This is a genomic window from Lysobacter sp. Soil_C_15, assembly GCF_057657315.1.
The window spans coordinates 1-26,405 of sequence record NZ_JBDGIR010000009.1 but is presented as its reverse complement, the minus strand read 5'-3'; the positions used below and the strand labels follow the sequence as shown (position 1 = coordinate 26,405).

Here is a 26,405-nt window from a genome sequence, read left to right as displayed (position 1 = left end):
ATGGCCGGCGAATGCGCGTCGGCTCAGGGGCGCAGTCGCAGCGACTGCGCGCGGGTCCTGAGCTCGTAGGCCAGCGGATGCTCGACGTAGGGAAACCATCGAACACCCTTGGGAATGAACGCGATCGTATCGCCCAGCCGGCCCGGACGGCGCAGCGTCAGGATCAGCCGTTCGGGATTGAAGCCGAAGCCGCGCCGGATGGCCGCCACCTCGCTCAGCATGATTTTTTCTTCGATGCCGTTCGAACGTACGAGCAGGTGATCGCCGCCGTCGACGACCTCATCGGCCAGATGGCGGGCCATCGACCGCTGGATCAGCGCCGCCGAAGCGACCAGGCCCAACCCGAACAGCACGCTCAGCGGCGGCAAGGGGCGGGAAAAAACCCCGCCCACGAGCAAGGCCGCGAGCACGGCCAGGGCCATACCCGGAAAGGGCTGCTTCACCCACCGGGTCAACGACGGATGCGAGATCCTGGACGCACCTGGCGAGCCCATGCTCAGTCCGCCAGCCCGCGCAGCAACTCGTTGATGCTGGTCTTGGACATCGTCTTGGCGTCGACCTGCTTGACGATCACCGCGCAGTACAGCGAGTGCGAACCGTCCTTGGCCGGCAACTGGCCGGACACCACCACGCTGTACGGCGGCACGTAGCCGTAGGAAATCTCGCCGGTGGCGCGGTTGTAGACCCGGGTGCTCTGGCCCAGGAACACGCCCATGCCGATCACGCTGTGATGGCCGACCACGAAGCCTTCTACCACTTCCGAACGCGCGCCGATGAAGCAGTGGTCCTCGATGATGGTCGGCGAGGCCTGCAGCGGTTCGAGCACGCCGCCGATGCCGGCGCCGCCGGACAGGTGGCAGTGCTTGCCGATCTGGGCGCAGGAACCGACCGTGGCCCAGGTATCGACCATGGTGCCTTCGCCGACGTGGGCGCCGATGTTGACGAAGCTCGGCATCAGCACCACGTCCTTGCCGATATAGGCGCCGCGACGGGCGATCGCGCCGGGCACGACGCGCGCGCCGAGCTTGCGGAAATCGCTTTCGCCGTAGCCTTCGAAGCGCGCCGGCACCTTGTCCCAGAACGGCGCCGGATCGGCCTCGACCACCTGCATGTCGTTGACCCGGAAATACAGCAGCACCGCCTTCTTCAACCATTCGTTGACCTTCCAGCCGCCGGCGCCGTCGGGCTCGGCGACGCGGAACTCGCCCTGCTCCAGGCCGGCGATCACCCGTTCCACGGTCGGCCGCGTCGAGCCTTCGATCTCGTCCGGGGTCAGCATCGTGCGCCGTTCGAAGGCGCTGTCGATCATGAACTTCAGCTCGTCGGCGCCCGGCGCTTCGTGGCTCTTCTTGGCCGTCTTCTTCGCGGCCTTCTTGGTGGTCTTCTTGGCGGGGGGGCTCATCGACTGTCTCCTTCGAGGCAGGCCAGCAACGCGTCGCGCAGGGCCTGCTGTTGCGTTTCGTCGAGCGCGCGGTCGCGCCCGTCGGTGATCTGGAACACGTCCTCGGCGCGTTCGCCGAAGGTGGCGATGCGCGCGTCGTACACGCGCAGGCGCTGTTTGCGCAGGGCCTGGGCGACGTCGGCCAGCAGCCCCGGCCGGTCGGTGCAGACCAGGCTCAGCGTGGTCCGCGCCGGCGCCGCGCCCTCGTGCTTGCGGTAATCGGAAAACTCGATCTGCGGGGCGATGCGGAAGTGGCGCAGGTGGCGCGGCTGGGCGCGCCGCGCCGGCTGGATCCGCTCCAGCTCGCCGGCCAGGGCCGACTCCAGGCGGCGCTCCACGTCTTCGGCGGTCGGCGGTTGGCGCGGATCGGTCGGCACCACTTCGAAGGTGTCGAAGATCGCCCCGTTCGGGCCGTCGAGCACGCGCGCCTGCTGGATCGCCAGGCCGAGCCGGTCCAGGGTGGCGACGATCGCCGCGAACAGTCCGTCGCGGTCGGGCGAATGCACGAACACTTCCAGCGCGCCGGCATGCGCGCCGCCGTGGGCGCTGACCGGCCGCGCGCGCACCCGGGTGTCGCCGAGCGCGACCCCGCGCAGCGAAGCCGCCTGCCAGGCGATCTGGTCGGGACGGCCGCGCTGGAAGGCGATCTGCGGCATGCGCGCGAACAACGCGGCGATTTCCTCGTCGCGGGCGCCGAAAGCGGCCAGCATGGCCTGCGCCGCCTCGCGCGTTTCCGCCGCGCGCTCGGCGCCGGCGACCGGATGTTCCAGCCCGCGCCGCAGCGCCAGCCGGGTCGCGGTGTACAGGTCGGCCAGCAGCCGGTCCTTCCACGCGTTCCACAGCTTGGGCGACGTGCCGGCGATGTCGGCGCAGGTCAGCAGGTAGAGATGGTCCAGGTGCTCGCGGTCGGCGACCTTGGCCGAGAAGCGGTGGATCACTTCCGGGTCGGCGATGTCCTGCTTCTGCGCGGTCACCGACATCAGCAGGTGATGGCGCACCAGCCATTCGATCAGCGCGGTGTCCGACTCGCTCAGGCCCATGGCGGCGCCGAACGTGCGCGCGTCCTCGGCGCCGAGTTCGGAATGGTCGCCGCCGCGGCCCTTGGCGATGTCGTGGAACAGCCCGGCCAGCAGCAGCAGTTCCGGCTTGCGCAGGCGCGGCCAGACTTCGTGGGCGATGCTGAAGCGCTCGTCGGCCACGCCGGAAGCGAAGCGGGCCAGGTTGCGCAGCACCGCCAGGGTGTGCTGGTCGACCGTGTAGACATGGAACAGGTCGAACTGCATCCGCCCGGAGACTTTCGAGAACGCCGGAATCCAGCGCCCGAGCACGCCCAGCCGGGCCATGCGCTCCAGCGCGTGCACCGGGTGCGGGCCGCGCAGCAGCTTGAGGAAGCGCTCGCGCAGCGCCGGCTCGGCGCGATCGAAGCTGGGCACCTTGGACAGCGCCTCGGCCAGCGCGCGCGCGGTCTGCGAGTGCAGGCCGCGAATGCGGTCGTGCGCGGCCCAGGCCGCGAACAGGGCGAATATCTCGTGCGCGTCGCGCGGCCACTCCGGCTGGCTGGCGGCGATGTAATCGCGGCGCAGTTCGAAGGCCTCGTACGGCGTTTCCAGCGGCTGCGGCTGGGCCTCGCCCTCGATCTGCTCCTCGAAGCGCTGCAGCAGGCGCTCGCCGATCCGCAGCACCAGCGCGGCGCTGCGGTAGAAGCCCTGCATCATCTGCTCGACCGCCAGGCTGTCGGCATGGTCGACATGGCCCAGGCGCTGCGCGAGCAGTTTCTGGTAATCGAAGCGCAGCCGCTCTTCGCGCTTGCGCGCGACCAGGTGCAGGCCGAAGCGCAGGCGCGACAGGGCGCGGCGCTCGCGCTCCAGGGTCGACAGTTCGTCGGGGCCGAGCTGGCCGATCGACAGCAGCGATTCCAGGTCGGCGGTGCCGATGATGCGCAGCGCCATCCAGTGCAGGGTCTGCACGTCGCGCATGCCGCCCGGCCCTTCCTTGAGGTTGGGCTCGAGGTTGTCGGCGGTGTCGCCGTAGCGGGCGTGGCGCTGGCGCAGTTCCTCGCGCTTGGCGAGGAAGAAATCGCGCGCCGGCCACACCTGCGAAGGCGAGATCGCCGCCTGCAGGGCCATCTGCGCGACCGCGTCGGCGGCGATCGGGCGCGCTTCCAGCATCGCCGTGGCCACGGTCAGGTCGGCCGCGGCCTCGGTGCACTGCGCGGCCGAACGCACCGCGTGGCCGACCGGCAGGCCGGCATCCCACAGCGCGGCGAAAAACTCGCCCAGCGCTTCGGCCCGGGCCGCCTGGGCCTCGGGCTCGGCCAGCACCAGCAGGTCGATGTCCGATTGCGGGAACAGTTCGCCGCGGCCGTAGCCGCCGACCGCGAACAGCGCCAAGTCCGCGCCGCTACCCAGGTGACGCTGCCAGGCGGCGCGCACCTGCGCGTCGACCGCGTCGGCACGGGCGCGCAGCAAGCGGTCGATGTCGGCGTCGCCGTCGCGGTCGAAACGTTCGGCCAAGGCGGCGTCGACCGCGGCCAGGGCCGCGCGGATCGCCGCCGCAGTGCCGGCCTCGGGCGCGGCGTCGTCGGCCGCGACGGGTGCGGTCATAGGTCGTTGTCGTCGCCGGGCACGCGGGTCAGGATTTCGACGCCGTCTTCGGTCACCGCAACGGTGTGCTCCCACTGCGCCGACAGCTTGCGGTCCTTGGTGACCACGGTCCAGCCGTCCGGCAGGGTCTTATGCCGATAGGTGCCTTCGTTGATCATCGGCTCGATGGTGAAGGTCATCCCGGGCACCAGCTTGAGCCCGGCGCCGGGCTGGCCGACGTGCAGGACCTGTGGGTCTTCGTGGTAGACCCGGCCGATGCCGTGGCCGCAGTAGTCGCGGACCACGCTGAAGCGCTCGGACTCGGCATAGGTCTGGATGACGTGGCCGATGTCGCCCAGGGTGATGCCGGGCCTGACGATGCGGATGGCGCGGAACATCGCCTCGCGGGTCACCTCGACCAGGCGCTTGGCCATGACCGACGGCGTGCCGACGTAGTACATCCGGCTGGTGTCGCCGTGCCAGCCGTCCTTGATCACGGTGACGTCGATATTGACGATGTCGCCGTCCTTGAGGATCTTGCCGTCGCTGGGGATGCCGTGGCAGATGACGTTGTTGACCGAGGTGCAGACGGTCTTGGGGAAGCCCTTGTAACCGACGTTGGCGGGAATCGCCTTCTGCACGTTGACGATATGTTCGTTGCAGATGCGGTCCAGTTCGCCGGTGCTCACGCCAGGCTTCACGTGCGGGGCGACCACTTGCAGGACCTCGGCGGCCAGTCGGCCGGCGACGCGCATCTTCTCGATCTCTTCGGGGGTTTTGAGGGTGTAGGCCATGGCTGGGATTATCGCCTATTAACGCCCCGGCCATCACGGTTCGCGGACCGTCACGGCCGCGACGCAGCGTGCCGCCGGCGCCGTCCGCCGACCCGGCAAATCTCACATTTCAATGAGATTCCAACCTCCGCGCCCGCCGCCCTCGCCCGCCAGGCGCGGATTTGCCCTGCCGGCCCGCCGCGCTTACAATTCCGCGGCTGTGCGCCGGACCGGGTTCCCGGATCGGCCGCGCCGTCCACGCCGGACGTCACCGGCGAATACACACCTGTCGCCCCAATTCGTGCCGGGGTGCCGCGAAATCGGCCGCAAGCCGATCCGCGGTTCGGACACGAAAGCGCCAGGGAGGCCCAACCCCGGAACCACCGCCACGCGGCCAGGCCGCGCGGCAGCGCCCTCACCTATCGCGGCGCCGGTTCCACTGCCTTCGGAGTCTTTGCAATGCCCCAGATCACCATGCGTCAGATGCTGGAAGCCGGCGTCCACTTCGGCCACCAGACGCGCTACTGGAACCCCAAGATGGGCCCGTACATCTTCGGCGCCCGCGGCAAGATCCATATCATCAACCTCGAGAAGACCGTTCCGCTGTTCAACGACGCGATGAACTTCATCTCGGGCATCGCCCAGAAGCGCGGCACCATCCTGTTCATCGGCACCAAGCGCTCGGCGCGCGAGTCGATCAAGGAAGAGGCCGAGCGTTGCGGCATGCCGTACATGACCCAGCGCTGGCTGGGCGGCACCCTGACCAACTTCCGCACCGTCAAGCAGTCGGTGTCGCGCCTGAAGGAACTGGAAGCCGGCGAAACCGACGGCACCTTCCTGAAGATGGTCAAGCACGAAGTGCTGGGCCTGCGTCGCGAGCGCGCCAAGCTGGAAGCCTCGCTGGGCGGCATCAAGGACATGAACCGCCTGCCCGACGCGCTGTTCGTGATCGACATCGGCCATGAAGACATCGCGATCAAGGAAGCCAAGAAGCTCGGCATCCCGGTCATCGCCGTGGTCGACACCAACTACGATCCGGCCCTGGTCGACTACGCCATCCCGGGCAACGACGACGCCATCCGCGCCGTGCAGCTGTACGCCCGCGCCGCCGCCGACGCCGTGCTCGAAGGCAAGGCCGCCGCTCCGTCGGCCGGCGTGCGCGAGGAAGAGTTCGCCGAAGCCGGCGAAGAAGGCGCCGCCAAGGACGACCGCAAGGCCCCGCGCGGCCGCGCGCCGGCCAAGAAGGGCCCGGCCCCGGCCGCGAAGAAGGCCGACGGCGAAGCGCCGGCTGCCGAGTAAGCGTCATGTAATGCAGCCGCGCCACACTGCGCGGCTGCGATTACCCGTATCCGTTCCGGGCGGCCGCCGCGCAAGCGGCGATGCGTTGCCGCGATCCGCGACGAAAGCGCGGCCCGCGCCGTCCCTGCCCGGACTTTATCGAACACCCGAGGTAACCCCATGGCTGAAATCACCGCTTCCCTGGTCAAGGAACTCCGCGAGCGCACCGGCGCCGGCATGATGGAGTGCAAGAAGGCCCTGACCGAAAACAACGGCGACCTCGACGCCGCCGCCGAGTGGCTGCGCAAGTCGGGCATCATCAAGCTCGAAAAGAAGGCTGATCGCGTTACCGCCGAAGGCCGCATCGCCGTCGCCCAGAACGGCGGCAAGGCCGTGCTGGTCGAGATCAACTCCGAAACCGACTTCGTCGCCAAGGACAGCAATTTCGTCAGCTTCACCGACACCGTCGCCCAGGTCGCCCTGAGCTCCGGCGCGGCCGACGTGGAAGCCCTGAAGGCCGCCAAGGTGCCGTCGGGCGAGACCGTCGAGGAAACCCGCGCCGCGGTCATCGCCAAGATCGGCGAGAACATTCAGGTCCGCCGCATGGTCGCGATCGACAGCGCCAACAACGTCGCCGCCTACGTGCACGGCGGCAAGATCGGCGTGCTGATCGAACTCAAGGGCGGCGATGCCGACCTGGCGCGCGGCCTGGCGATGCATGTCGCGGCGATGAACCCGCCGCACATCAAGGCCAGCGACGTGCCGGCCGCGTTCGTCGAGAAGGAAAAGGAAATCGAGCTGGCCAAGATGTCCGAGAAGGACAAGGCCAAGCCGGCCGACATCCTGGAGAAGATCATCGGCGGCAAGATCGCCAAGATCGTCAACGAGGTCACCCTGTACGGCCAGACCTATGTGCTCGGCGACCAGACCGTCGAGCAGGTGGTCAAGGCCGCCGGCGCCGAGGTGGTCGGCATGCACCGCCTGGCCGTGGGCGAAGGCATCGAGAAGCAGGTCGACGACTTCGCCGCCGAAGTCATGAAGCAGGCCGGCCTGGCGTAAGCCCAGCCGTTGCGAAGCGAGACGAAAAAGGCCGCGGATTCCGCGGCCTTTTTCTTTGTTCGGGGTTCGGGGTTCGGGACTCGGGACTCGGGACTCGGGTTTCGGGTTTCGGGTTTCGGGATTCGGGAACCGGGAACCGGGAACCGGGAACCGGGGATCGGGGATCGGGGATCGGGGATCGGGGATCGGGCAATAGCGTATCCGCCTACCGTCATGCCCGCGCAGGCGGGCATCCAGGGCTCATCGCGACATGGCTCTGAAGCCTGTGGATCCCCGCCTGCGCGGGGATGACCATTGGGGGGCGCAAGATAGCGCGCAGACGGCAGGCGAATCGCCGCGCGGCCTCACTCGATCGGCGGGCAGGATTCGGAGTAATACGAACTCTTCGACAGGTACACCCATTGCCCGCCGCTCCAACGGTACTTGACCGTGACCACCTCGTAGGCCCAGCCGCGGTCCTCGCAGTTGGTCTGGCTCATGATCTCGCCCTCGACCGGGTCGGCCCGGGCCACCGGCAGCAGCAGCAGTCCCACCAACACCAGCAGCACCAGCAGCACCACCAGCAGGATCGACTTGCCCAGCACGCGCAACGCATTCCGATACGTCATCTCACCCCTCCTGGGAACGGCGAACGGCTCGCCGCCCCGATCTTAGCCAGACCGGGACCCGGCGCCTGCGCCGCGCTCCGTCAGATCCGACAGGCCGGCCGCCGCAACCACGACCGCCGTCGCAAAGCCGCGCGCCCAGGGCGGGCACGGACACAAAAAAGGCCGCGTCGTCGACGCGGCCTCGGCAGTCCGGGCGCAGGCGCCCGCGGGCTCAGCCCTGCTGCTGGAAATACACCTCTTCGTACGGCTGCACCACGACCCAGCCGGTGCCGGCGAACTTGAGCTGCACGCTCTCGCCCGAGCCGCGGCCGAACAGGGTGCCCAGCGAGATGTCGGTGACGATGTCCGGGCTCAGCCCGCCCGACCAGGCCACGGTCGCGTTCGGGTCGGTGAACACCGGCTGGTCCGGGGTCACCGCCAGGGTCAGCGGCTCGTAGTGCGAGGTGATCGCGACCACGCCCTGGCCGCTGAGCTTGATGTTGAACAGGCCGCCGGAGACCATGCCGGCGACCTTGCGCATCATCTTGATGTCCGAGGCGATGCCGTCCTCGTAGGCCAGCACGTCGTTGCCGTTGACGAAGATCGACTCGCCGTTCAGGCGCAGCAGGGTGATCTTCTTGCCGGCGTCGGCGATGTAGACCCGACCCTGGCCTTCCATCTTCATCAGCTGGGTGCCTTCGCCGCTGATCGCCTTCTTCAGCAGATTGCCCAGGCCCTGCTCCAGCACGCCCTGGCGGACGAACTTGACCCCGCCGCGGTAGGCGACCATCGAACCGGCCTTGGCCCAGACCCGGCCGTTGAGCTTGACCTCGAGCAGGTGCGAGCTTTCCAGTTCGAACGCCTCCTGGCTGAGGTCCTTCTGCTTGGAAGCCTCGAGGAATTCGTTGAGATTCTTGATCGACACGGTCCATCTCCTTGGGTGGTGCGCGGCGCGCGCCGCGGCGGCGCCGGCGCGATGCGGCGGTCCCGCCACGGGACCGGCGGCGCGATGATACGGGATCGCGGCGGCGCGACGATGGCGAAACCGGTCGCGGTCGGCGCGCGACGGCGATCGCACCCCGCCGCGCCCCCGGCGACGGCCGCCGGAGCGCGCGGCTTACCCCAATCGCGTCCAAACCGCGGGCGACCGGCTCGATTCCGCACGCCGCAGCATGGAGGGCTTGGGCTACAATTCCGCCGCCCCGTCGCTCCCCCGAGAAAGCCCATGTCCCAGCTCGCCTATCGCCGTGTCTTGTTGAAACTTTCCGGCGAGGCGCTGATGGGCGACGAGGATTACGGCATCGATCCCAAGGTGATCGGCCGCCTCGCCCGCGAGGTCATCGAAGTCCAGCAGGCCGGCGCCGAAGTCGCGCTGGTCATCGGCGGCGGCAACATCTTCCGCGGCGCCGGCCTGGCCGCCGGCGGCATGGACCGGGTCACCGGCGACCAGATGGGCATGCTCGCCACGGTCATCAACGCCCTGGCCATGCAGGATTCGCTGGAGAAGCTCGGCGCCAAGGTGCGGGTGATGAGCGCGATCAAGATCAACGACGTGTGCGAGGACTACATCCGCCGCCGCGCCATCCGCCACCTGGAAAAAGGCCGCCTGGCGATTTTCGCCGCCGGCGTCGGCAGCCCGTTCTTCACCACCGACTCGGGCGCCGCGCTGCGCGCGATCGAGATCGGCGCCGACCTGCTGCTGAAGGCGACCAAGGTCGACGGCGTGTACGACAAGGACCCGAAGAAGCACAGCGATGCGGTGCGCTTCGACAAGCTCAGCTACGACGAGGTGATCAGCCGCGACCTGCAGGTCATGGACACCGCCGCGTTCGCGCTGTGCCGCGACAGCGAACTGCCGCTGCGCATCTTCGACATGAGCCAGCCGGGCGTGCTGCTGAAGATCCTGCGCGGCGAAAACATCGGCACCCTGGTGCAGGGCCGCGGCTGACCCCCGCCCGCCCCGCGCCGATAAGGACGGCCGCCTGAGGGCGGCCGTTTTCGTTTTCGTTGGCGCCCGGCTGCGCCGGCGCGTCGGTCGCTCGGCTCAGCCTTCGCGGCTGAGCCGGCGCGCCGCTTCGGCGGCGGCGCGCGCGGCCTCGCCGGCGGCCTGCTCGGCGGCGCGGGCCGCCGCATCGGCTTCGCGCACCGCCAGCTCGGCCGCATGCCGGGCCTGCTCGGCAACGCGTTCGGCGGCCGTCTGTTCGCCCGCCGCCTGCCGCGCCCGGGCCCGCGCCGCTTCGCGCGCCGCCACCGTCTGCGCCTGCTGGCCTTCGCGGCGCGCCTGTTGCTGCGCGCGCACCGCCTCGCGGGTCGCCGCCGCCTGCGCCTGCAAGCCCTCGCGGCGCGCCCGCTCGGCCTCGCGCCGGCCCTGCTCGGCGGCGCGCAGGCCTTCCGCTCGCGCCCGCGCCGCCTCGAGCCGGCCCTGTTCGGCCGCGCGCAGGCCCTCCGCCCTGGCCTGCTCGCCCGCGCGCCGGGCCTCGGTCGCGGCGACCTCGGCCTGCGCGGCGGCTGCGCGCGAGTCGCGGACGCGCTGCTTGAGCCGTGCGCGCGTCGCCGGATCGGTCACTTCGCGGTACTGGCCGCCCTCGTCGATGCGGTAGTAGCGCTCGCCGCGCACCGCCCAGCGCTGCATCGCGCCGCCGCCGAGCTCGGTGATGAAGGTTTCGCCCCGGCCCTGGTCGGCGATCGATACCGTGCCCGGCGCCGCGTCCGCGGCGGCGATCCGGTACGGGGCCAGGCCGAGCGCGGCGACCGCGGCGGTCAGGCACAGGGCGAGCAGGCGCGAAGTCGGAACGGCGTTGTGCAGCATGGTCAGTCTCCTCTTGAGGATCAGATAGGTCGGCGAGGCGCTGGCGAGCCCGGCCTGCGGCCGCGCGCCGACGCCCAGCCGCACCAGCAGGCGGCCGTAGTCCTGGGCGGCGTAGCGCCGGCTGTCGAGCACGGCCGCGTCGACCGCGGCCTCGCGCGCCAGGGCGTACTCGCGAGCGATCAGGTGGGCCAGCGGGTGGAAGAAAAACAGCCATTGCGCCGCGGCCGGCACCCAGCCCCACCACAGGTCGCCGCGACGCAGGTGTTCGAGTTCGTGGTGCAGGGCCATTTCCAGCTCGGCCGCGCTCATGCCCGCCAGCCGCGCCTGCGGCAGCAGCACCGTGGCCGGCCACGGGCCCAGCAACTGCGGCGATTCGATCTGCGCCGACAGCCGCAGCGCCGGCATCCGGCGCAGGTCGAGCGCGACGCCGAGCCGGCGCCATATCCGCAGCGCGTCGGGGTGCTCGCAAGATTGCGAATCGGCCAGGCGGCGGCGCGCGGCGCGCCAGGCCCACACCTGCGGCGCCAGCGTCGCCAAGCAGCCGGCCAGCCACAGCCCGGCCAGCGCCAGCGACCACAGCGGCAGGCCCGGGCCGGCGCCCGGCGCCGCATTCGCCGCTTCGCCGGCGGCGATCGCGAACGGCAGGCGCTCCGGCCAGGGCGCGGCCGGCAGTCCGTCGCCGGCGGCCAGCGCCGGCCACCACCACGGCGCCGACAACGCCAGCGGTGTCGGCCAACACAGGCCGATCAGCAACTGCAAGGCCGCCAGCCACCACAGCCGGCAGCGCGCCGCCGCGCTGAGCCGCGGCAGCCAGCGGCAGGCCGCGGCCACCAGCGCCACCAGCAGCAGCGATTGCAGGCTCGCCGCCGCCAGCCTGACGATCAGTTCCGGCACCCAGTGCGCATCGATGCCCATGTCAGCCGTCCTTGCGCCGCGATTGCAGCTGCGCGACCAGTTCTTCCAGTTCGCCCAATTCCTCGTCGCTGACCTCGCCGCGCTGCGACATCCAGGCCACGAACGGCGACAGCGAACCTTGCAGGGTGTTGGCGACGAACTGGCCGACCGCCGAGCGCATGACTTCGTCGGGCGCGGTCGCGCTGGCGTAGCGGTACACGCCGCCGGCCTTGCGCCGGCGCAGGAAGCCCTTGGCGCGCAGGCGCTCCATCATGGTCAGCACGGTCGAACGGGCCAGGCCGCGGGCCTGGCCGTAGTAGGCCGCCACTTCGCCGACCGAGGCGTCGCCGCGCTCGTCCAGGTAGTGCAGCAGGGCCAACTCCTGGTCGCCGATCGATTTGCGGTTCATGGATCCTCCTGACTACGTCTGTAGTCAGAGTGCGTTTGACTACAGACGTAGTCAAGCGGCCGAAAGTCATGGGTCCGGGGCCGCGGGACGGCGGCGCGAGCGTTCCGGCAGCGCCGCTCCAATCTCGGATTCCGTGCCCGGCTGCCGGGTTTGAAGCCGCGCCGCGGCGGCTTGTAATAGTGTTCGTGCCCGGCCGCGTGACAGCATGGCCGCATGCATTCCCACGGCCACCACCACCACGCCCACGGCGGCACCCGCGCCTTCGCCGCGGTGACCCTGATCAACCTCGCCTACACCGTGCTCGAGGCCGGCTACGGTTTCGCCACCAATTCGCTGGCGCTGCTGTCCGACGCCCTGCACAACCTCGGCGACGTGCTCGGGCTGGGCCTGGCCTGGGGCGCCGCCGCCCTGGCCCGGCGCAGCCCCACCGACCGCCATACCTACGGCTGGCGCCGCGCGACCCTGCTCTCGCCGCTGGCCAACGCGCTGCTGCTGGTCGCCTTTTCCGGCGCCCTGGGCTGGGAGGCGATCCGCCGCTTCGGCGCGCCGCCGCAGATTCCGGCCTTGCCGGTGATGCTGGTCGCGGCGATCGGCATCGCGGTCAACCTGGGCGCGGCCTGGCTGGTGCGCGACGGCCACGAGCACGACCTCAACCGCCGCGGCGCCTTCCTGCATTTGATGGCCGATGCCGCGGTGTCGCTGGCGGCGGTGCTGGCCGGCGCCGGCATGTGGCTGACCGGCTGGGCCTGGCTCGACCCGGCGATCGCCTTGCTGATCGGCGCGGTGGTCGCGATCGGCGCATTCGGCCTGCTGCGCGAAAGCTTCGACGCGGCGATGGACGCGGTGCCGCGCAGCATCGACCGCGGCGAAGTCGAGGCGCTGCTGCGCGCGCAGCCGGGCGTGGAGACCGTGCATCATCTGCACATCTGGTCGCTGGGCGCCGGCGAGATCGCGATGACCGCACACATCGTGCGCCCCGACGACAGCGACCACGACGCTTTCATCGACCGCCTCAACCGCGAGCTCGACCGCCGCTTCGGCATCAATCACCCGACCCTGCAGGTCGAGCACGGCCGCGCCTGCGAGCACGACCGCCACGACCGCGCGCCGCACGGCGGCCACGGCCATGACCATGGCCATGAGCACCACGAGCACGGCCACCGCCGCGCCCCTCATCGCGACGAAGACGGTTGCGGCCACGACCACCGCCACGGTCACCACCCCGCCGGCCACGATGGCGGCCATCCGCACGATCACGATCGCGATCGCCCGCCCCCGCATCCGCAGTGTCCGACCCCCGGCCCATCGGCGTCGCGCTGAGGTCCATGCTGCATCGCAGCGAAGCGCGCCGGGGCGCCGAATCGCCCGCCGTCCTCGCCCTCCGGCGCGCGCAAACCGTGACCGCCGACGCCCGACGCGCCGCCCCGGCGGCGCTTGCGCGGCCCCCTCGGGGCGGCCGCCCGGCCCGCAAAACCCGCCCGAGCCCATATAATCCCGCGATTACCCTTGCAGTTACCGTTACGAAAGGACCGGAGCCGGCGATGCTCAACGACATCAAGAAAGACGCACAGAACCGCATGGCCAAGAGCGTGGAAGCGTTCCGCCACGATCTGACCAAGGTCCGCACCGGCCGCGCCTCCACTGCGCTGGTGGACCATCTGAAAGTCAACTACCACGGTTCCGACATGCCGTTGAACCAGGTCGCCAGCGTCCAGGTCAGCGATGCGCGCACCCTGACCATCACCCCGTGGGAAAAGCAGATCGTCGGCGCGGTCGAGAAGGCCATCCTCGCCTCCGACCTGGGCCTGACCCCGAACACCGCCGGCACGGTGATCCGGATCAACCTGCCTGCGCTGACCGAAGAGCGCCGCAAGGAGCTGACCAAGGTCGTGCACAGCGAAAGCGAGAACGCCAAGGTCGCGGTCCGCAACATCCGCCGCGACGCCAACCATCAGGCCAAGGAACTGCTCAAGGACAAGAAGGTCACCGAGGACGAGCTGCGTCGGTTCGAGGACGAGATCCAGAAGGTCACCGACAGCGCGATCAAGGACGTCGACGGCGTGGTCAAGGCCAAGGAACAGGAGTTGATGGCGGTCTGACGCCGCCAGGCGCCGCACGCGGGTTCGACTGAACTTCCGCGCGCCGCGCCGGTCCAGTTCCGGGTCCCGCGCGCGCGGCCCCGGCTCCGCCCGGCCGCCATCCCCCGTCAACGGCCGACCGTCCGCCTACCGAGATCCCCGTCATCGGCGCCATGCCCAACGAGTCCGCCCCCTCGCCCGCCCGCATCCCGCGCCACCTCGCCGTCATCATGGACGGCAACGGCCGTTGGGCCGAACGCCGGCGCCGGCCGCGCATCATCGGCCACCGCGCAGGCGCCCGCACGGTCAACGTCTGCATCGATTTCTGCATCGCCCGCGGCATCCGGGCGCTGACCCTGTTCGCGTTCTCGAGCGAGAACTGGGGCCGCCCGGAGGACGAAGTCGGCGGGCTGATGAAGCTGTTCCTCAACGCGCTGGAGCGCGAAGTCGAAGAGCTGCACCGGCGCGGCGTGCGGGTGCGCTTCATCGGCGAACGCGAACGCTTCTCGGCCCAAATCCGCGAACGCATGGCCGCGGCCGAGGCGCAGACCCGCGCCAACGACCGCCTGCACCTGACCATCGCCGCCAGCTACGGCGGCCGCTGGGACATCGTCCAGGCGGCGCGTTCGCTGGCCGCCGACGTCGCCGCCGGCCGGCTGGCCGCGGACGCGATCGACGAATCCCTGTTCGCCTCGCGGATTTGCCTGGCCGACCTGCCGCCGCCGGATCTGTTCATCCGTACCGGCGGCGACACCCGGATCAGCAATTTCCTGCTCTGGCAGCTGGCCTATACCGAACTGTGGTTCACCGAGGCGCTGTGGCCCGAACTCGACGAGGCGATGCTGCAACGCGCGCTGGAGGAGTTCGGCGGCCGCGAACGGCGCTTCGGCCTGACCGGGGCGCAAATCGCCGCCCAGCCCAAAGAGACCGTTGAATGACCCGAACCCGCCTGCTCGCCGCGCTGGTCATGGCGCCCGTCGCGATCGCTGCGATCCTGCTGCTGCCGACGCCGTGGATGATCGCCGTGGCCGCGGTGCTGTTCCTGGCCGGCCTGTGGGAGTGGTTCGACCTGGCCGAGATCGAGGACACCCTGTCGCGCACCGTGCTGCTGGTCGCGCACCTGGCGCTGATGGTGACCATCGTCTGGGCGTCGCGCGGCGGCGGCATGGGCGCGGTGCAGGCGCCGTCGATGGTGTTGTTCAAGATCGCCTCGCTGGTCGGCGTGGTGTGGTGGCTGCTGGCCCTGCTGTGGCTGCAGCGCTTCCAGTTCGCCAGCAACCACGAGACCTATGCGCGGGCGTTCAAGCTCGCCGCGGCGGCGCTGAGCGTGATTCCGGCCTGGTGCGCGCTGGCCTGGATCCACGCCGAGGGCCCGAACGGCCATTGGTGGCTGCTGACCGCGCTGGCCGTGGTCTGGGCCGCCGACAGCGGCGCCTATTTCGCCGGACGCAAGTTCGGCATGCTCAAGCTGGCCCCGCGGGTCAGCCCGAACAAGACCGTCGAAGGCCTGATCGGCGGCGCGATCGCCGGCGTCGCCGCCGGCGTGGGCTTTTCGCTGCTGGCCGGCGCCCGCACCGAGCAATTGCACTGGATCGCGCTGGTGTCGCTGGCGGCGGTGCTGTTCTCGGTAGTCGGCGATCTGTTCGAAAGCCTGCTCAAGCGCCATGTCGGGGTCAAAGACTCCGGTCATCTGATTCCGGGCCACGGCGGCATCCTCGACCGCATCGACGGCGTGCTCGCCGCGCTGCCGGTGTTCGCGCTCGGCAAGGCCATCTTCGGGTTCTGATCCGGCCATGACCGCTCCCGCCCGCAAGGTCGCCGTACTCGGCGCCACCGGTTCGATCGGCACGTCCGCGCTGGACGTGATCGCGCGCCACCCCGATTCGCTGCGCGCCAGCGTGCTCGCCGCCGGCGGCAAGGTCGACGCCCTGCTCGCGTTGTGCGAACGCCATCGCCCCGAGCACGCGGTGATCGCCGACCCGGGCGGCTTCGCCGCGCTGCGCGACGGCCTGCGCGAACGCGGCCTGGCCACCCAGGCCCATGGCGGCGACCAGGCCCTGGTCGAACTGGTCGGCTCGCCGGTCTGCGACACCGTGGTCGCGGCCATAGTCGGCGCGGCCGGGCTGACCTCGACCCTGGCCGCCGCCCGCGCCGGCAAGCGCCTGCTGCTGGCCAACAAAGAGTCCCTGGTGCTGGCCGGCGAGCTGCTGATGGACGCCGCCGCCCAGGCCGGCGCCTGCATCGTGCCGATCGACAGCGAGCACAATGCGATCTTCCAGTGCCTGCCCGACGCGCACGCCCACGCCGGTCTCAAGCGGATCCTGCTGACCGCCTCCGGCGGCCCGTTCCGCGGCCGTACACGTTCGCAGCTGACCGAAGTCACCCCGGAACAGGCGGTGGCCCATCCCAAATGGTCGATGGGGCCGAAGATCTCGGTCGATTCGGCGACGCTGATGAACAAGGGCCTGGAAGTGATCGAGGCCCACCACCTGTTCGGGGTCGGCGGCGAACGCATCGAAGTGCTGGTGCACCCGCAAAGCCTGGTCCATTCGCTGGTCGAATTCGTCGACGGCTCGACCCTGGCCCAGCTCGGCCTGCCCGACATGCGCACCGCGCTGGCGGTGGGCTTCGGCTGGCCGCAAAGGATCGACTCGGGCGTGGCCGGGCTCGACCTGCTGGCCCACGGCCGGCTCGATTTCGAGCGCCCCGACCTCGCCGCCTTCCCCTGCCTGCGCCTGGCCTTCGAGGCCCTGGCCGCAGGCGGCACCGCGCCGGCGGTGCTGAACGCCGCCAACGAAGTGGCGGTTTCAGCGTTTCTTCAGCGGCGCATCGGTTTCCTAGCGATACCGGCGCTGGTCGAGGACACCCTCGCCGCGCTCCCCTCCCAACCGGCCAGTTCGCTGGCGGCGTTGCGCGACGCCGACCAACGGGCCCGCCGCCACGCCGAACAGGCGATCGTTCAACGAGCCTGAACCATGGCAGCAGCCCAGCCACCGTCGTCGAGGCAGCCATGAGCGAGGTCCTGGGATCGCTGTGGTGGCTCATCATCAGCATCGGCTTGCTGGTGACCATCCACGAGTTCGGCCATTTCTGGGTCGCCCGCCGCTGCGGGGTCAAGGTGCTGCGCTTCTCGATCGGCTTCGGCAAGCCGCTGTGGCTGCGCAAGGGCGCCGACGGCACCGAGTACGCGATCGGCGCGATTCCGCTCGGCGGCTACGTCAAGATGCTCGACGAGCGCGAATTCGAGATTCCCGACGCGCTGATCCCGCAGGCCTTCAACCGCAAGCCGGTGTGGCAGCGCATCGCCATCGTCGCCGCCGGCCCGGTCGCCAACCTGGTCCTGTGCGTGGCCCTGTTGTGGGGCATGTTCGTGATCGGCCGCCCCGACTTCGCGCCGGTGATCGGCGACGCCGTCGGCCTGGCCGCCGAGTCGGGACTGCGCCGCGGCGACAGCGTGCTGCGGATCGGCGACCGCGACACCCCGACCTGGAGCGAGGTGCAACTGGCCCTGCTGCCCTACGCGCTGGACCGCGAGGACGTGGCGGTGCGGATCCGCGCCGAGAACGGCGCGCAGACCACCCGCCAACTGCAGCTGTCGCGCCTGCCGGCGGAGTTCGACGAGCGCCGCGCGGTGCAGATCGTCGGCCTCAGCGGCCGCCACGAGCTGCGCCCGACCGTGATCGGCCGGATCGCGCCGGACACCCCGGCCTGGGGCGTGCTGGCCGAGGGCGACCGGGTCACCGCGCTCGACGGCGATCCGGTGCGCAGTTGGGACGACCTCAGCGCGGCGGTGACCAAGCTCGGCGAGCGCGGCGGCGCGGCGATGATAGAAGTGGCCCGCAACGGCGACCGCCTGGCGCTGGAAATCGCCCCCAAGCCGATGACCAGGCCCGACGGCGGAACCTACTGGGGCCTGGGCCTCACCGCGGCCGCCATGCCCGAGCCGGCGCGCGACGCGGTGCTGCGCTACGGCCCGCTGCAGGCGGTGCCGGCGGCGCTGCGCGAGGGCGTGCACCAGACCGAGCAGTTGTTCGCGATGATCGGCCGCGCCTTCACCGGCCGGGTCTCGCTGCAGAACACGGTGGCCGGCCCGGTGACCATCGGCCGCGCCGCCAATGCCTATGCCCGCAACGGGCCGGCCTGGTATCTGCAGCTGCTGGCCCTGCTGTCGCTGAGCCTGGGCATCCTGAACCTGCTGCCGATCCCGATCTTGGACGGCGGTCACCTGCTGTATTACCTTATCGAGCTGGTCAAAGGCAGCCCGGTCAGCGAGCGCGTGATGGCGGCCGGACATTTCGTCGGCCTGGCCCTGATCGCCAGCCTGATGGGCCTGGCGTTCTACAACGACATCCTGAACAACTTGGTGCGCTGATGCCGGCCTGACGCTCGAACGAACGCTTTGCCCTCTATCCTGCCGCACTTCGACCCGATGCCCGACTGCCGGCATCCAGCCCCAAACGGACGTAATGATGACGCGAATCCCTAATCGCCGCCTGCTCGCCCTCGCCCTTGCCACGGCAATGACCTCGGCGCCGGCGATTCCCGCGATGGCGCAGTCCGCCGATCCGTTCTCGCTGGGCGGCGGCGCGCCGAACGCTCCGGCACCGGGTTCGTTCACGGTCAGCGACATCCGCATCGACGGGCTGCAGCGCATCTCCGCCGGCACCGTCTTCACCTACCTGCCGGTCGAGCGCGGCGACACGATGGACACGGCCAAGGCCGGCGACGCCATCCGCGCGCTGTACAAGACCGGCTTCTTCGAAGACGTCCGGCTCGACCGCCAGGGCACCATCCTGGTGGTCACCGTCGCCGAGCGTCCGGCGATCAACAAGCTGACCCTGACCGGCAACAAGGACATCAAGAGCGAAGACCTGCTCAAGGGCCTGAAGGAAATCGGCCTGGCCGAAGGCGAGACCTTCGACCGCCTGGCCCTGGACAAGGTCACCCAGGACCTGACCCGGCAGTACAACAACCGCGGCAAGTACAACGTCGAGATCACCAACTCGGTGAACCGCCTCGACCGCAACCGCGTCGACCTGACCATCACCGTCAAGGAAGGCAAGGCGGCCAAGATCCGCCACATCAACCTGATCGGCAACGACAAGTTCGAGCAGAAGGACATCCTCGACGGTTGGGAATCGCGCGAGCACAACTGGCTCAGCTGGTACCGCCGCGACGACCAGTACTCGCGCGAAAAGCTGTCCGGCGACCTGGAAAAGCTCAACTCCTATTACCTCGACCGCGGCTACGTCGACTTCAGCATCGACTCGACCCAGGTCGCGATCAGCCCGGACCGCCAGGACATGTTCCTGACCGCCGGCGTCACCGAGGGCGACCAGTACAAGGTCGCCAGCGTGCAGGTCACCGGCGACACCATCCTGCCCAAGGAAGAGATCGAGAAGCTGGTCATCGTCAAGCCGGAACAGATCTTCTCGCGCCGCCTGCTCGAGATCAGCTCCGACGCGATCACCGCGACCCTGGGCAACGTCGGCTACGCCTTCGCCCAGGTCAATCCGATCCCTGACGTCAACCGCGAGAACAAGACCGTCGGCATCAACATGCAGGTGGTGCCGGGCCCGCGCGTCAACGTGCGCCGGATCGTGTTCAAGGGCAACACCCGCACCGCCGACGAAGTGCTGCGCCGCGAAATGCGCCAGTTCGAAGGCACCTGGTATTCGCAGGCGGCGATCGACCGCTCAAAGATCCGCCTGCAGGGCCTGGGTTACTTCGAGAACGTCGACGTCGAGAGCAAGCCGGTGCCCGGCACCAACGACCAGGTCGACGTGGTCTACAACCTCAAGGAAACCACCTCGGGCAGCTTCGTGTTCGGCCTGGGCTATTCGCAGCTGGGCAAGCTGACCACCCAGATCCAGCTGTCGCAGAACAACTTCCTCGGCAGCGGCAACCGCGTGTCGGTGCAGGCGCAGCGCAGCCGTTACCAGTCGCGCTACGACTTCTCCTACACCAACCCCTACTTCACCGACGACGGCGTCTCGCTGGGCTACAACCTGTCCTGGCGCGAACTCGACTACTCCGACTTCAACACCGCCCAGTACTCGACCACCAACGGCACCGCCCAGGTCGTGCTCGGCGTGCCGCTGACCGAGACCGACTCGGTGACCGGCCTGCTCGGCATCGACAGCAACGAGATCCTGGCGTTCGAGAACACCGCGCCGCCGAGCATCATCGATTACCTCGACGCGCTCGGCCAACGCACCTTCCACGCCTGGCGCGCGCAGATCGGCTGGGGCCGCAACAGCCTCAACCATGCGCTGACCCCGACCGCCGGCACCCAGCAGCGGGTGTGGCTGGAAGCGACCCTGCCGGGCTCGACGGTCGAGTACTACAAGATCAACTACAACTTCTCCAAGTTCTGGCCGCTGTCGCGCCACCTGGTGCTCAACACCCGCGCCGAACTGGGCTACGGCGACAGCTACGGCAAGGACAGCAGCCGCATCATCGACCGCGACGGCCCCGGCGGCGAGCCGCCGGAGACCATCACCGCGACCGGCCTGCCGTTCTTCGAGAACTTCTACGCCGGCGGCGTGCGCTCGGTGCGCGGCTTCACCGACAACACCCTCGGCCCGCGCGAGGCCGCCTTCGTCGGCGCGACCTACAAGCAGCCGCTGGGCGGCGCGTTCAAGACCACCGGTTCGCTGGAAATGTATTTCCCGACCCTGCTCGACACGCCGGCCGCGCGCATCTCCGCGTTCGTCGACTTCGGCAACGTCTACAAGGACTACGACGCCTTCGACGCGGGCGAGCTGCGCGCCTCGGCCGGTATCGCCCTGATGTGGCGCTCGCCGATGGGCCCGATCTCGATCAGCTACGCCTTCCCGTTCAAGAAGCAGGGTCCGGAGTACAACGCGCAAGGCCAGCAGCTCGACCGCGGCGACGAACTGGAACGCCTGCAGTTCACCTTCGGCGGCACGTTCTGATCGCCGACCGCGCTTTGGGCACCGTGCTGTGAGCGCCGAGGGTTACACCGCGCGGGAACTGGCCGAGCGCTTCGCGCTCGGCTTGCGCGGCGACGGCGCCGCGCGCGTGCTCGGCGTCGGCACCCTGGCCCGGGCCGAGCCCGGCCAGCTGGCCTTCCTCGCCAATCCCAAGTACCGCGCCCAGCTCGCCGCGAGCCGCGCCGGTGCGGTGGTGATGCGCGAGGACGACGCCGAGGGCTACGCCGGCACCGCGCTGATCGCCCGCGATCCCTACGCCGCCTTCGCCAAGATCTCGGCCCTGTTCGAGCCGCGCCCGCTGCGCGAACCCGGCATCCACGCCTCGGCCGCGATCGATCCCAGCGCGGAAGTGTCCGCCGGAGCGCATATCGGCCCCTTCGTCAGCATCGGCGCGCGCAGCCGCATCGAGGCCGGCGCCATCGTCGGCCCCGGCTGCGTGATCGGCGAGGACTGCGTGGTCGGCGCCGGCAGCGAGCTGATCGCCCGGGTGACCCTGGTGACCCGGGTCCGGCTCGGCCAGCGCGTGCTGATCCATCCCGGCGCGGTGCTCGGCGCCGACGGCTTCGGCCTGGCGATGGAGGCCGGCCGCTGGCTCAAGGTGCCCCAGCTCGGCGGCGTCGTGGTCGGCGACGATTGCGAGATCGGCGCCAACACCACCATCGACCGCGGCGCGATCGAGGACACGGTGCTGGAAGAGGACGTGCGCCTGGACAACCAGATCCAGATCGGCCACAACGTCCGCATCGGCGCCCACAGCGCCATGGCCGGCTGCTCGGCCGCGGCCGGCAGCGCCCGGATCGGCCGCTACTGCCTGATCGGCGGCGGCGCCGGGGTGCTCGGCCACCTGGAGCTGTGCGACAAGGTCGTGATCACCGCGATGAGCCTGGTCACCAGCTCGATCCGCGAGCCGGGCGAGTACTCCTCCGGCACGCCGCTGATGGACAACCGCAGCTGGCGCAAGAACGCCGCCCGGTTCAAGCAGCTCGACGCGATCGCCCGCCGCAACCCGCGTCCGCGCGAGGGCGGCTGAGCCGCCCTGCCCCGGCGCCACCATACGCCGGCGCCACACCCGCGGCGAAAACTGCGGGACAATGGGCATTGCGGCGCAAGCCGATCACGACGGGCCGCGGACGGACCGCGGACTCCCAGCGCAGGACGCGCATAACGGAAGAACCCAAGAAGATGAGCCAGACCCTGCAACTCCCGCTCGACGTTACGGCGATCCAGAAGCTGCTGCCGCACCGTTACCCGTTCCTGCTGGTCGACCGCGTGGTCGAGTTCGAAGCCCACAAGCGCGTGCTCTGCCGCAAGAACGTGAGTTGCAACGAGCCCTTCTTCAACGGCCACTTCCCCGGCCACCCGGTGATGCCGGGCGTGCTGGTGATCGAAGCGCTGGCCCAGGCCGGCGGCATCCTGACCCAGCTCTCGCACGGCGGCGTCGCCGACGGCCGCCTGTTCTACCTGGTCAAGATCGACAACGCCAAGTTCTCGCGCATGGTCACCCCGGGCGACTGCCTGGAGCTGGAGGTCACGCTCAAGCGCACCATCCGCAACATGGCCATCTATACCGGCGTGGCCCGCGTCGACGGCGAGCAGGTCGCCTGCGCCGACATCGTCTGCGCCGAGGTCAAGGAGTGACGCGATGAGCGCCACGATCCACCCCACCGCCTTCGTCGAACCCGGCGCCCGCCTCGGCGACGGCGTCGTGGTCGGCCCGTTCTGCTACATCGGCGACCAGGTCGAGGTCGGCGACGGCACCGTGTTCGGCCCGCACTGCGTGGTCCACGGCCCGACCCGGATCGGCCGCGGCAACCGCTTCTACGCCCAGTGCGCGATCGGCGGCGACCCGCAGGACAAGAAATTCGCCGGCGAACGCACCGAGCTGGAAATCGGCGACGACAACGTGTTCCGCGAGTTCGTCACCGTCAACCGCGGCACCGGCAACGGCGGCGGCCTGACCCGGATCGGCAACGGCAACTGGTTCCTGGCCTACACCCACGTCGCCCACGATTGCCAGGTCGGCAACCAGTGCGTGTTCTCCAACAACTCGACCCTGGCCGGCCACGTCACCGTGGAAGACCAGGTGATCATGAGCGGCTTCTCCGGCATCCACCAGTTCTGCCGGATCGGCGCGCACGCCTTCATCGGCATGGGCGCGCTGGTCAACGGCGACGTGCCGCCGTTCCTGATGGTCGCCCAGGACGGCTACGGCCGCCCGCGCGGGATCAACAGCGAAGGCCTCAAGCGCCGCGGCTTCGACGCCGAACGCATCGGCGCGATCAAGCGCGCTTACCGCACCCTGTACGTCTCCGGCGCTTCGCTGGAAGAAGCGCGGGCCAAGCTCGAGGACATCGCCGCCGACAGCCCGGACGTGCGCGCCCTGCTCGACTTCATCGGCAACGGCGAGCGGCCGTTGCTGCGCTGAAGCGCGATGACAGCGACGATCCGACGCTTGCGCATCGGCCAGACCGTCTTCGCCTACGCCGTGGACGGGGCGCAACGGCGCGCCGAGGTCGCCGAGATCTTCATCGACGAACGCCCGCTCACGCAGTGGCTGGGCATCGCCCGCGACCTCGGCAACGCCGACAGCGACCTGGAAGTCCCGCGCCCGCCGGCGCTGGTCGAACGCGGCTTCGCCGCGTTCCTCGGCCTGCAACCGGCGCACAATCAGCTCGGCAGCGCGCGCCTGGTGCTGTACCGCTGCCACTGCGGCTGCGACTACTGCGGCGTGGTGTCCTGTGTCCTGGAACTGGGCGAGGACCGGGTCGCGTGGCGCCAGGTGGCGCCGGAATACGAGCACGGCTTCGCCCCGACCGCGGACGCGGCCGACGTCGGCCCGCTGGACTTCGTCTTCGACTACCGCCAGTACCGGCGCGAACTGGAACGCCACTTTTCGGCCTCGCGGCCGGCGCGCTGAGCGCGGCGGCGGTCGCCGTCGCGGCCTGGCGCCGTGCCCGGGCGCGGCCGGAGCCGGTATCGCCGGCGCCTGCCCCGCGGCCCGCAAAAGCCGACGCGGGTCACGCCGTTTGGCAGCAAGTGCCGCTCGCCGGCCGCAATGGCCCCATGCCCGCGCCGTTCCAGGCGAGAATGCGGCACCGTCCTCATTCCCGGCCGGCCGTCGCGCTGCGTTTGCGCGCGAACCGGCGCCGGCTCGAACCGGAACGCTCCCTGCCCCGATGAACGCCCCTGCCGCCGTCGTCCCCGCCCCCATCGACCAGATCTTCCCCGCTCCGCCGCCCCCGCCGCCGCGCTACGCCCTGATCGCCGGCGAGGCCTCCGGCGACCTGCTCGGCGCCGCCCTGATCGAAGAGCTCAAGCGCCGCCACCCGGGCGCCGAGTTCGTCGGCATCGGCGGCGAGCAGATGCGCGCGGCCGGGATGGACACCTGGTTCGACGCCGGCGAACTGGCGGTGATGGGCCTGTCGGAAGTGCTCAAGCACCTGCCGCGCCTGCTGCGCCTGCGCCGCGACGTGCGCCAGCGGGTGCTGGACTGGAAGCCCGACGCGTTCATCGGCATCGATGCGCCCGATTTCAATCTCGGCGTCGAACGCTGGCTCAAGCAGCGCGGCGTGCGCACCGTGCACTACGTCAGCCCCTCGGTCTGGGCCTGGCGGCGCAAGCGCGCGCAGAAGATCGGTCACAGCGCCGACCGGGTGCTGTGCCTGTTCCCGATGGAGCCGCCGATCTACGCCGAGTTCGGCGTCGACGCGCGCTTCGTCGGTCATCCGCTCGCCGACGAGATGCCGATCCACCCCGACCGCGAGGAAGCGCGGATGAACCTGGGCCTGGACGAAGAAGCGCCGGTGCTGGCGATGCTGCCGGGCTCGCGGGTCGGCGAAATCGAACGCCTGGCCGGCGACTTCCTCGCCGCCGCCGCGCTCATGCTGGCCGCCGAGCCGCGCCTGAGCGTGGTCGCGCCGATGGCCAACGCCGCCTCGCGCGCCGCGTTCGAACGGATCCTGCAGGCGCACCCGGACGGTGCGCGGCTGAGCCGCGCGCTGCGCATCGTCGACCGCGGCGCGCGCACGGTGATGGTCGCCAGCGACGCGGTGCTGCTGGCCTCCGGCACCGCCACCCTGGAGGCGATGCTGGCCAAGCGGCCGATGGCGGTGGCCTACAAGGTCGCGCCGCTGACCTATGCCCTGGTCAAGGGCCTGGGCATGCTCAAGGTCGACCACTACGCCCTGCCGAACGTGCTCGCCGGCGAAGCGCTGGTGCCGGAGCTGATGCAGGCCGAGTGCACGCCGGAGAACCTGGCCGGCGCCTGCCTGCGCTGGCTGCGCGACCGGCAGGCCGCAGCCGCGCTGTTGCCGAAGTTCCAGCGCATCCATCTGGAGCTCAAGCGCGACGCCTCGGCGCGCGCCGCCGATGCGATCGAGCAATTGATCGGCGAGAATGCGGCAAGCAACGCCTAGCTTTCGAGATCGGCGGCCGGCTCAGCGGAACCAGGAACGAGTACCCGCCTGCGCATCGGCTTCGATCGGTTTTCCCGCCTTTTGCATGTCCTGACCTTTGCGCCGGCCTCGTTCTTCGCCGCTCGCTCCTCTCCACTCATTCCTCTGCACCCGCCCGCTGCCTTGAACGCCCCCGCCGCCACCGTCCGCCCCCGCGCCAAGCCGCGCCTGATCGCCGGCGTCGACGAGGCCGGGCGCGGCCCGCTGGCCGGGCCGGTCGCGGTCGCCGCGGTGATCCTGAACCCCCGCCGGCGCATCGAGGGCCTGGACGATTCCAAGAAGCTGACCGAGGCCCGCCGCGAGGCGCTGTTCCCGCTGATCCAGGAACGCGCCCTGGCCTGGCGGATCGAGTTCGTCGAGGTCGAGGAAATCGACCGGATCAACATCTTCCAGGCCACCATGACCGGCATGCGCCGCGCGGTGCTGGCGCTGGCCCCCGGCGCCGACCTGGTCCGGATCGACGGCAACCACCTGCCGCCCGGCCTGCCCTGCGCCGCCCAGGCGCTGGTCGGCGGCGACGCGCTGGAACCGTCGATCATGGCCGCCTCGATCCTGGCCAAGGTCGCCCGCGACCGGATGATGCGCGGCCTGCACGAGCAGTACCCGCACTACGGCTTCGACCAGCACAAAGGCTATTCCACCGCCGCCCACCTGGCCGCGCTGAGCGCCCACGGCCCCTGCCCGCAGCACCGCCGCAGCTTCGCCCCGGTGCGCATCGCCGAAGGCCAGTTGGCCTTGTTCTGAGCGCGTCTGCGCGGCGCGAAATCGGTGCATGACGGTCGCGGTTTGCGCCGCTGCAACTGCAACGATACGCACTGTTGCTTTTGCTTTTGCTTTTGCTTGAAGAGCTTGGCGCAGCAACGAACTTGCGAGAACGACCGTAGACCCGAAGGGCGGCGCACAGGATGTGCGCCGTTTTTCGACAGGACAAGGATGTCCTATCGAAAAATCCCCGCGCCGGCACCGAACTCGCAGGGGAGGTTTGCGCAAACGCGTTTTTCTTTGGTGTGCACTGTCAACGTACAAGTGCATCAAACGGCTTGAACACGTCCCGAATCACCTTGTCGGCCAGCTCTGGCATCCCC

Annotated in this window: 24 protein-coding genes; 16 read left to right on the top strand and 8 right to left on the bottom strand. The window is 70.0% G+C overall.

Annotation, left to right across the window (positions count from 1 at the left end):
• Positions 1 to 23: 23 nt before the first annotated feature.
• The 4 genes from AC3A57_RS18865 to map all read right to left on the bottom strand — a co-directional run bounded on the left by AC3A57_RS18865 (position 24) and on the right by map (position 4,817).
• Positions 24 to 422, bottom strand: a complete 399-nt coding sequence (locus tag AC3A57_RS18865) for a hypothetical protein (RefSeq protein ID WP_487580324.1) — start codon at positions 420 to 422, stop codon at positions 24 to 26.
• A gap of 74 nt (positions 423 to 496) precedes the next feature.
• Positions 497 to 1,402, bottom strand: coding sequence for a 2,3,4,5-tetrahydropyridine-2,6-dicarboxylate N-succinyltransferase (dapD, locus tag AC3A57_RS18860; RefSeq protein ID WP_487580323.1), 906 nt, complete (start codon positions 1,400 to 1,402; stop codon positions 497 to 499).
• Entirely contained in the window at positions 1,399 to 4,044 is a 2,646-nt protein-coding gene (gene glnD / locus AC3A57_RS18855; protein WP_487580322.1) for a [protein-PII] uridylyltransferase, read from the bottom strand. Before glnD ends, dapD begins: the two co-directional genes overlap by 4 nt.
• Positions 4,041 to 4,817, bottom strand: a complete 777-nt coding sequence (gene map, locus AC3A57_RS18850) for a type I methionyl aminopeptidase (protein ID WP_487580321.1) — start codon at positions 4,815 to 4,817, stop codon at positions 4,041 to 4,043. Before map ends, glnD begins: the two co-directional genes overlap by 4 nt.
• Positions 4,818 to 5,255: 438 nt before the next feature.
• On the opposite strand from map, the gene rpsB reads away from it, so the two are divergent.
• Together rpsB and tsf are read left to right on the top strand one after the other, a co-directional pair.
• On the top strand, positions 5,256 to 6,095 hold the full coding sequence (gene rpsB / locus AC3A57_RS18845) for a 30S ribosomal protein S2 (RefSeq protein WP_221673239.1): 840 nt from the start codon (positions 5,256 to 5,258) through the stop codon (positions 6,093 to 6,095).
• 159 nt (positions 6,096 to 6,254) lie between these two features.
• A complete protein-coding gene (gene tsf, locus AC3A57_RS18840) occupies positions 6,255 to 7,133 on the top strand; it encodes a translation elongation factor Ts (RefSeq protein WP_487580320.1) in 879 nt (292 codons plus the stop codon).
• Between the two features lie 344 nt (positions 7,134 to 7,477).
• Here the strand turns inward: tsf and AC3A57_RS18835 are convergent, their stop codons facing one another.
• Entirely contained in the window at positions 7,478 to 7,741 is a 264-nt protein-coding gene (locus AC3A57_RS18835; RefSeq protein WP_487580319.1) for a hypothetical protein, read from the bottom strand.
• A gap of 211 nt (positions 7,742 to 7,952) precedes the next feature.
• Entirely contained in the window at positions 7,953 to 8,645 is a 693-nt protein-coding gene (locus AC3A57_RS18830) for an AIM24 family protein (RefSeq protein WP_221673242.1), read from the bottom strand.
• Between the two features lie 300 nt (positions 8,646 to 8,945).
• Here AC3A57_RS18830 and pyrH point away from each other — a divergent pair, with 300 nt between their 5' ends.
• Complete coding sequence (gene pyrH, locus AC3A57_RS18825) at positions 8,946 to 9,668, top strand: UMP kinase (RefSeq protein WP_221673243.1); 723 nt, start codon at positions 8,946 to 8,948, stop codon at positions 9,666 to 9,668.
• 96 nt (positions 9,669 to 9,764) lie between these two features.
• Here pyrH and AC3A57_RS18820 read toward each other — a convergent pair whose 3' ends face one another.
• Positions 9,765 to 11,444, bottom strand: coding sequence for a M56 family metallopeptidase (locus AC3A57_RS18820; protein ID WP_487580318.1), 1,680 nt, complete (start codon positions 11,442 to 11,444; stop codon positions 9,765 to 9,767).
• 1 nt (position 11,445) lies between these two features.
• A complete protein-coding gene (locus AC3A57_RS18815; RefSeq protein ID WP_487580317.1) occupies positions 11,446 to 11,832 on the bottom strand; it encodes a BlaI/MecI/CopY family transcriptional regulator in 387 nt (128 codons plus the stop codon).
• A 213-nt stretch (positions 11,833 to 12,045) separates the two neighbouring features.
• Here AC3A57_RS18815 and AC3A57_RS18810 point away from each other — a divergent pair, with 213 nt between their 5' ends.
• From AC3A57_RS18810 to rnhB, 13 genes are all read left to right on the top strand, one after another.
• Entirely contained in the window at positions 12,046 to 13,152 is a 1,107-nt protein-coding gene (locus tag AC3A57_RS18810) for a cation diffusion facilitator family transporter (RefSeq protein WP_487580316.1), read from the top strand.
• 221 nt (positions 13,153 to 13,373) lie between these two features.
• Entirely contained in the window at positions 13,374 to 13,931 is a 558-nt protein-coding gene (gene frr, locus AC3A57_RS18805) for a ribosome recycling factor (RefSeq protein WP_221673247.1), read from the top strand.
• A 152-nt stretch (positions 13,932 to 14,083) separates the two neighbouring features.
• Positions 14,084 to 14,848 (top strand): polyprenyl diphosphate synthase, encoded by a 765-nt coding sequence (gene uppS, locus AC3A57_RS18800; RefSeq protein WP_487580315.1) that lies wholly within the window; start codon positions 14,084 to 14,086, stop codon positions 14,846 to 14,848.
• On the top strand, positions 14,845 to 15,696 hold the full coding sequence (locus tag AC3A57_RS18795; RefSeq protein WP_487580314.1) for a phosphatidate cytidylyltransferase: 852 nt from the start codon (positions 14,845 to 14,847) through the stop codon (positions 15,694 to 15,696). The genes uppS and AC3A57_RS18795 overlap by 4 nt, the downstream gene beginning before the upstream one ends.
• 7 nt (positions 15,697 to 15,703) lie before the next feature.
• The gene (locus AC3A57_RS18790; RefSeq protein ID WP_487580313.1) at positions 15,704 to 16,882 is read left to right on the top strand and encodes a 1-deoxy-D-xylulose-5-phosphate reductoisomerase; all 1,179 of its coding nucleotides are present in this window, start codon (positions 15,704 to 15,706) and stop codon (positions 16,880 to 16,882) included.
• Between the two features lie 38 nt (positions 16,883 to 16,920).
• Positions 16,921 to 18,282 (top strand): RIP metalloprotease RseP, encoded by a 1,362-nt coding sequence (gene rseP, locus AC3A57_RS18785; RefSeq protein WP_487580312.1) that lies wholly within the window; start codon positions 16,921 to 16,923, stop codon positions 18,280 to 18,282.
• Between the two features lie 97 nt (positions 18,283 to 18,379).
• Positions 18,380 to 20,848: an outer membrane protein assembly factor BamA gene (gene bamA, locus AC3A57_RS18780; RefSeq protein WP_487580311.1), complete on the top strand. Its 2,469-nt coding sequence runs from the start codon at positions 18,380 to 18,382 to the stop codon at positions 20,846 to 20,848.
• A 28-nt stretch (positions 20,849 to 20,876) separates the two neighbouring features.
• Positions 20,877 to 21,896, top strand: a complete 1,020-nt coding sequence (gene lpxD / locus AC3A57_RS18775; RefSeq protein ID WP_487580310.1) for a UDP-3-O-(3-hydroxymyristoyl)glucosamine N-acyltransferase — start codon at positions 20,877 to 20,879, stop codon at positions 21,894 to 21,896.
• Between the two features lie 152 nt (positions 21,897 to 22,048).
• A complete protein-coding gene (gene fabZ, locus AC3A57_RS18770; RefSeq protein WP_487580309.1) occupies positions 22,049 to 22,504 on the top strand; it encodes a 3-hydroxyacyl-ACP dehydratase FabZ in 456 nt (151 codons plus the stop codon).
• A gap of 4 nt (positions 22,505 to 22,508) precedes the next feature.
• Positions 22,509 to 23,291: an acyl-ACP--UDP-N-acetylglucosamine O-acyltransferase gene (gene lpxA, locus AC3A57_RS18765; protein WP_221673255.1), complete on the top strand. Its 783-nt coding sequence runs from the start codon at positions 22,509 to 22,511 to the stop codon at positions 23,289 to 23,291.
• Positions 23,292 to 23,297: 6 nt separating this feature from the next.
• Positions 23,298 to 23,783 (top strand): hypothetical protein, encoded by a 486-nt coding sequence (locus AC3A57_RS18760; protein WP_487580308.1) that lies wholly within the window; start codon positions 23,298 to 23,300, stop codon positions 23,781 to 23,783.
• Between the two features lie 259 nt (positions 23,784 to 24,042).
• Positions 24,043 to 25,281, top strand: a complete 1,239-nt coding sequence (gene lpxB, locus AC3A57_RS18755) for a lipid-A-disaccharide synthase (RefSeq protein ID WP_487580307.1) — start codon at positions 24,043 to 24,045, stop codon at positions 25,279 to 25,281.
• A 162-nt stretch (positions 25,282 to 25,443) separates the two neighbouring features.
• Entirely contained in the window at positions 25,444 to 26,064 is a 621-nt protein-coding gene (gene rnhB / locus AC3A57_RS18750) for a ribonuclease HII (RefSeq protein ID WP_487580306.1), read from the top strand.
• The last annotated feature ends 341 nt before the right edge of the window (positions 26,065 to 26,405 follow it).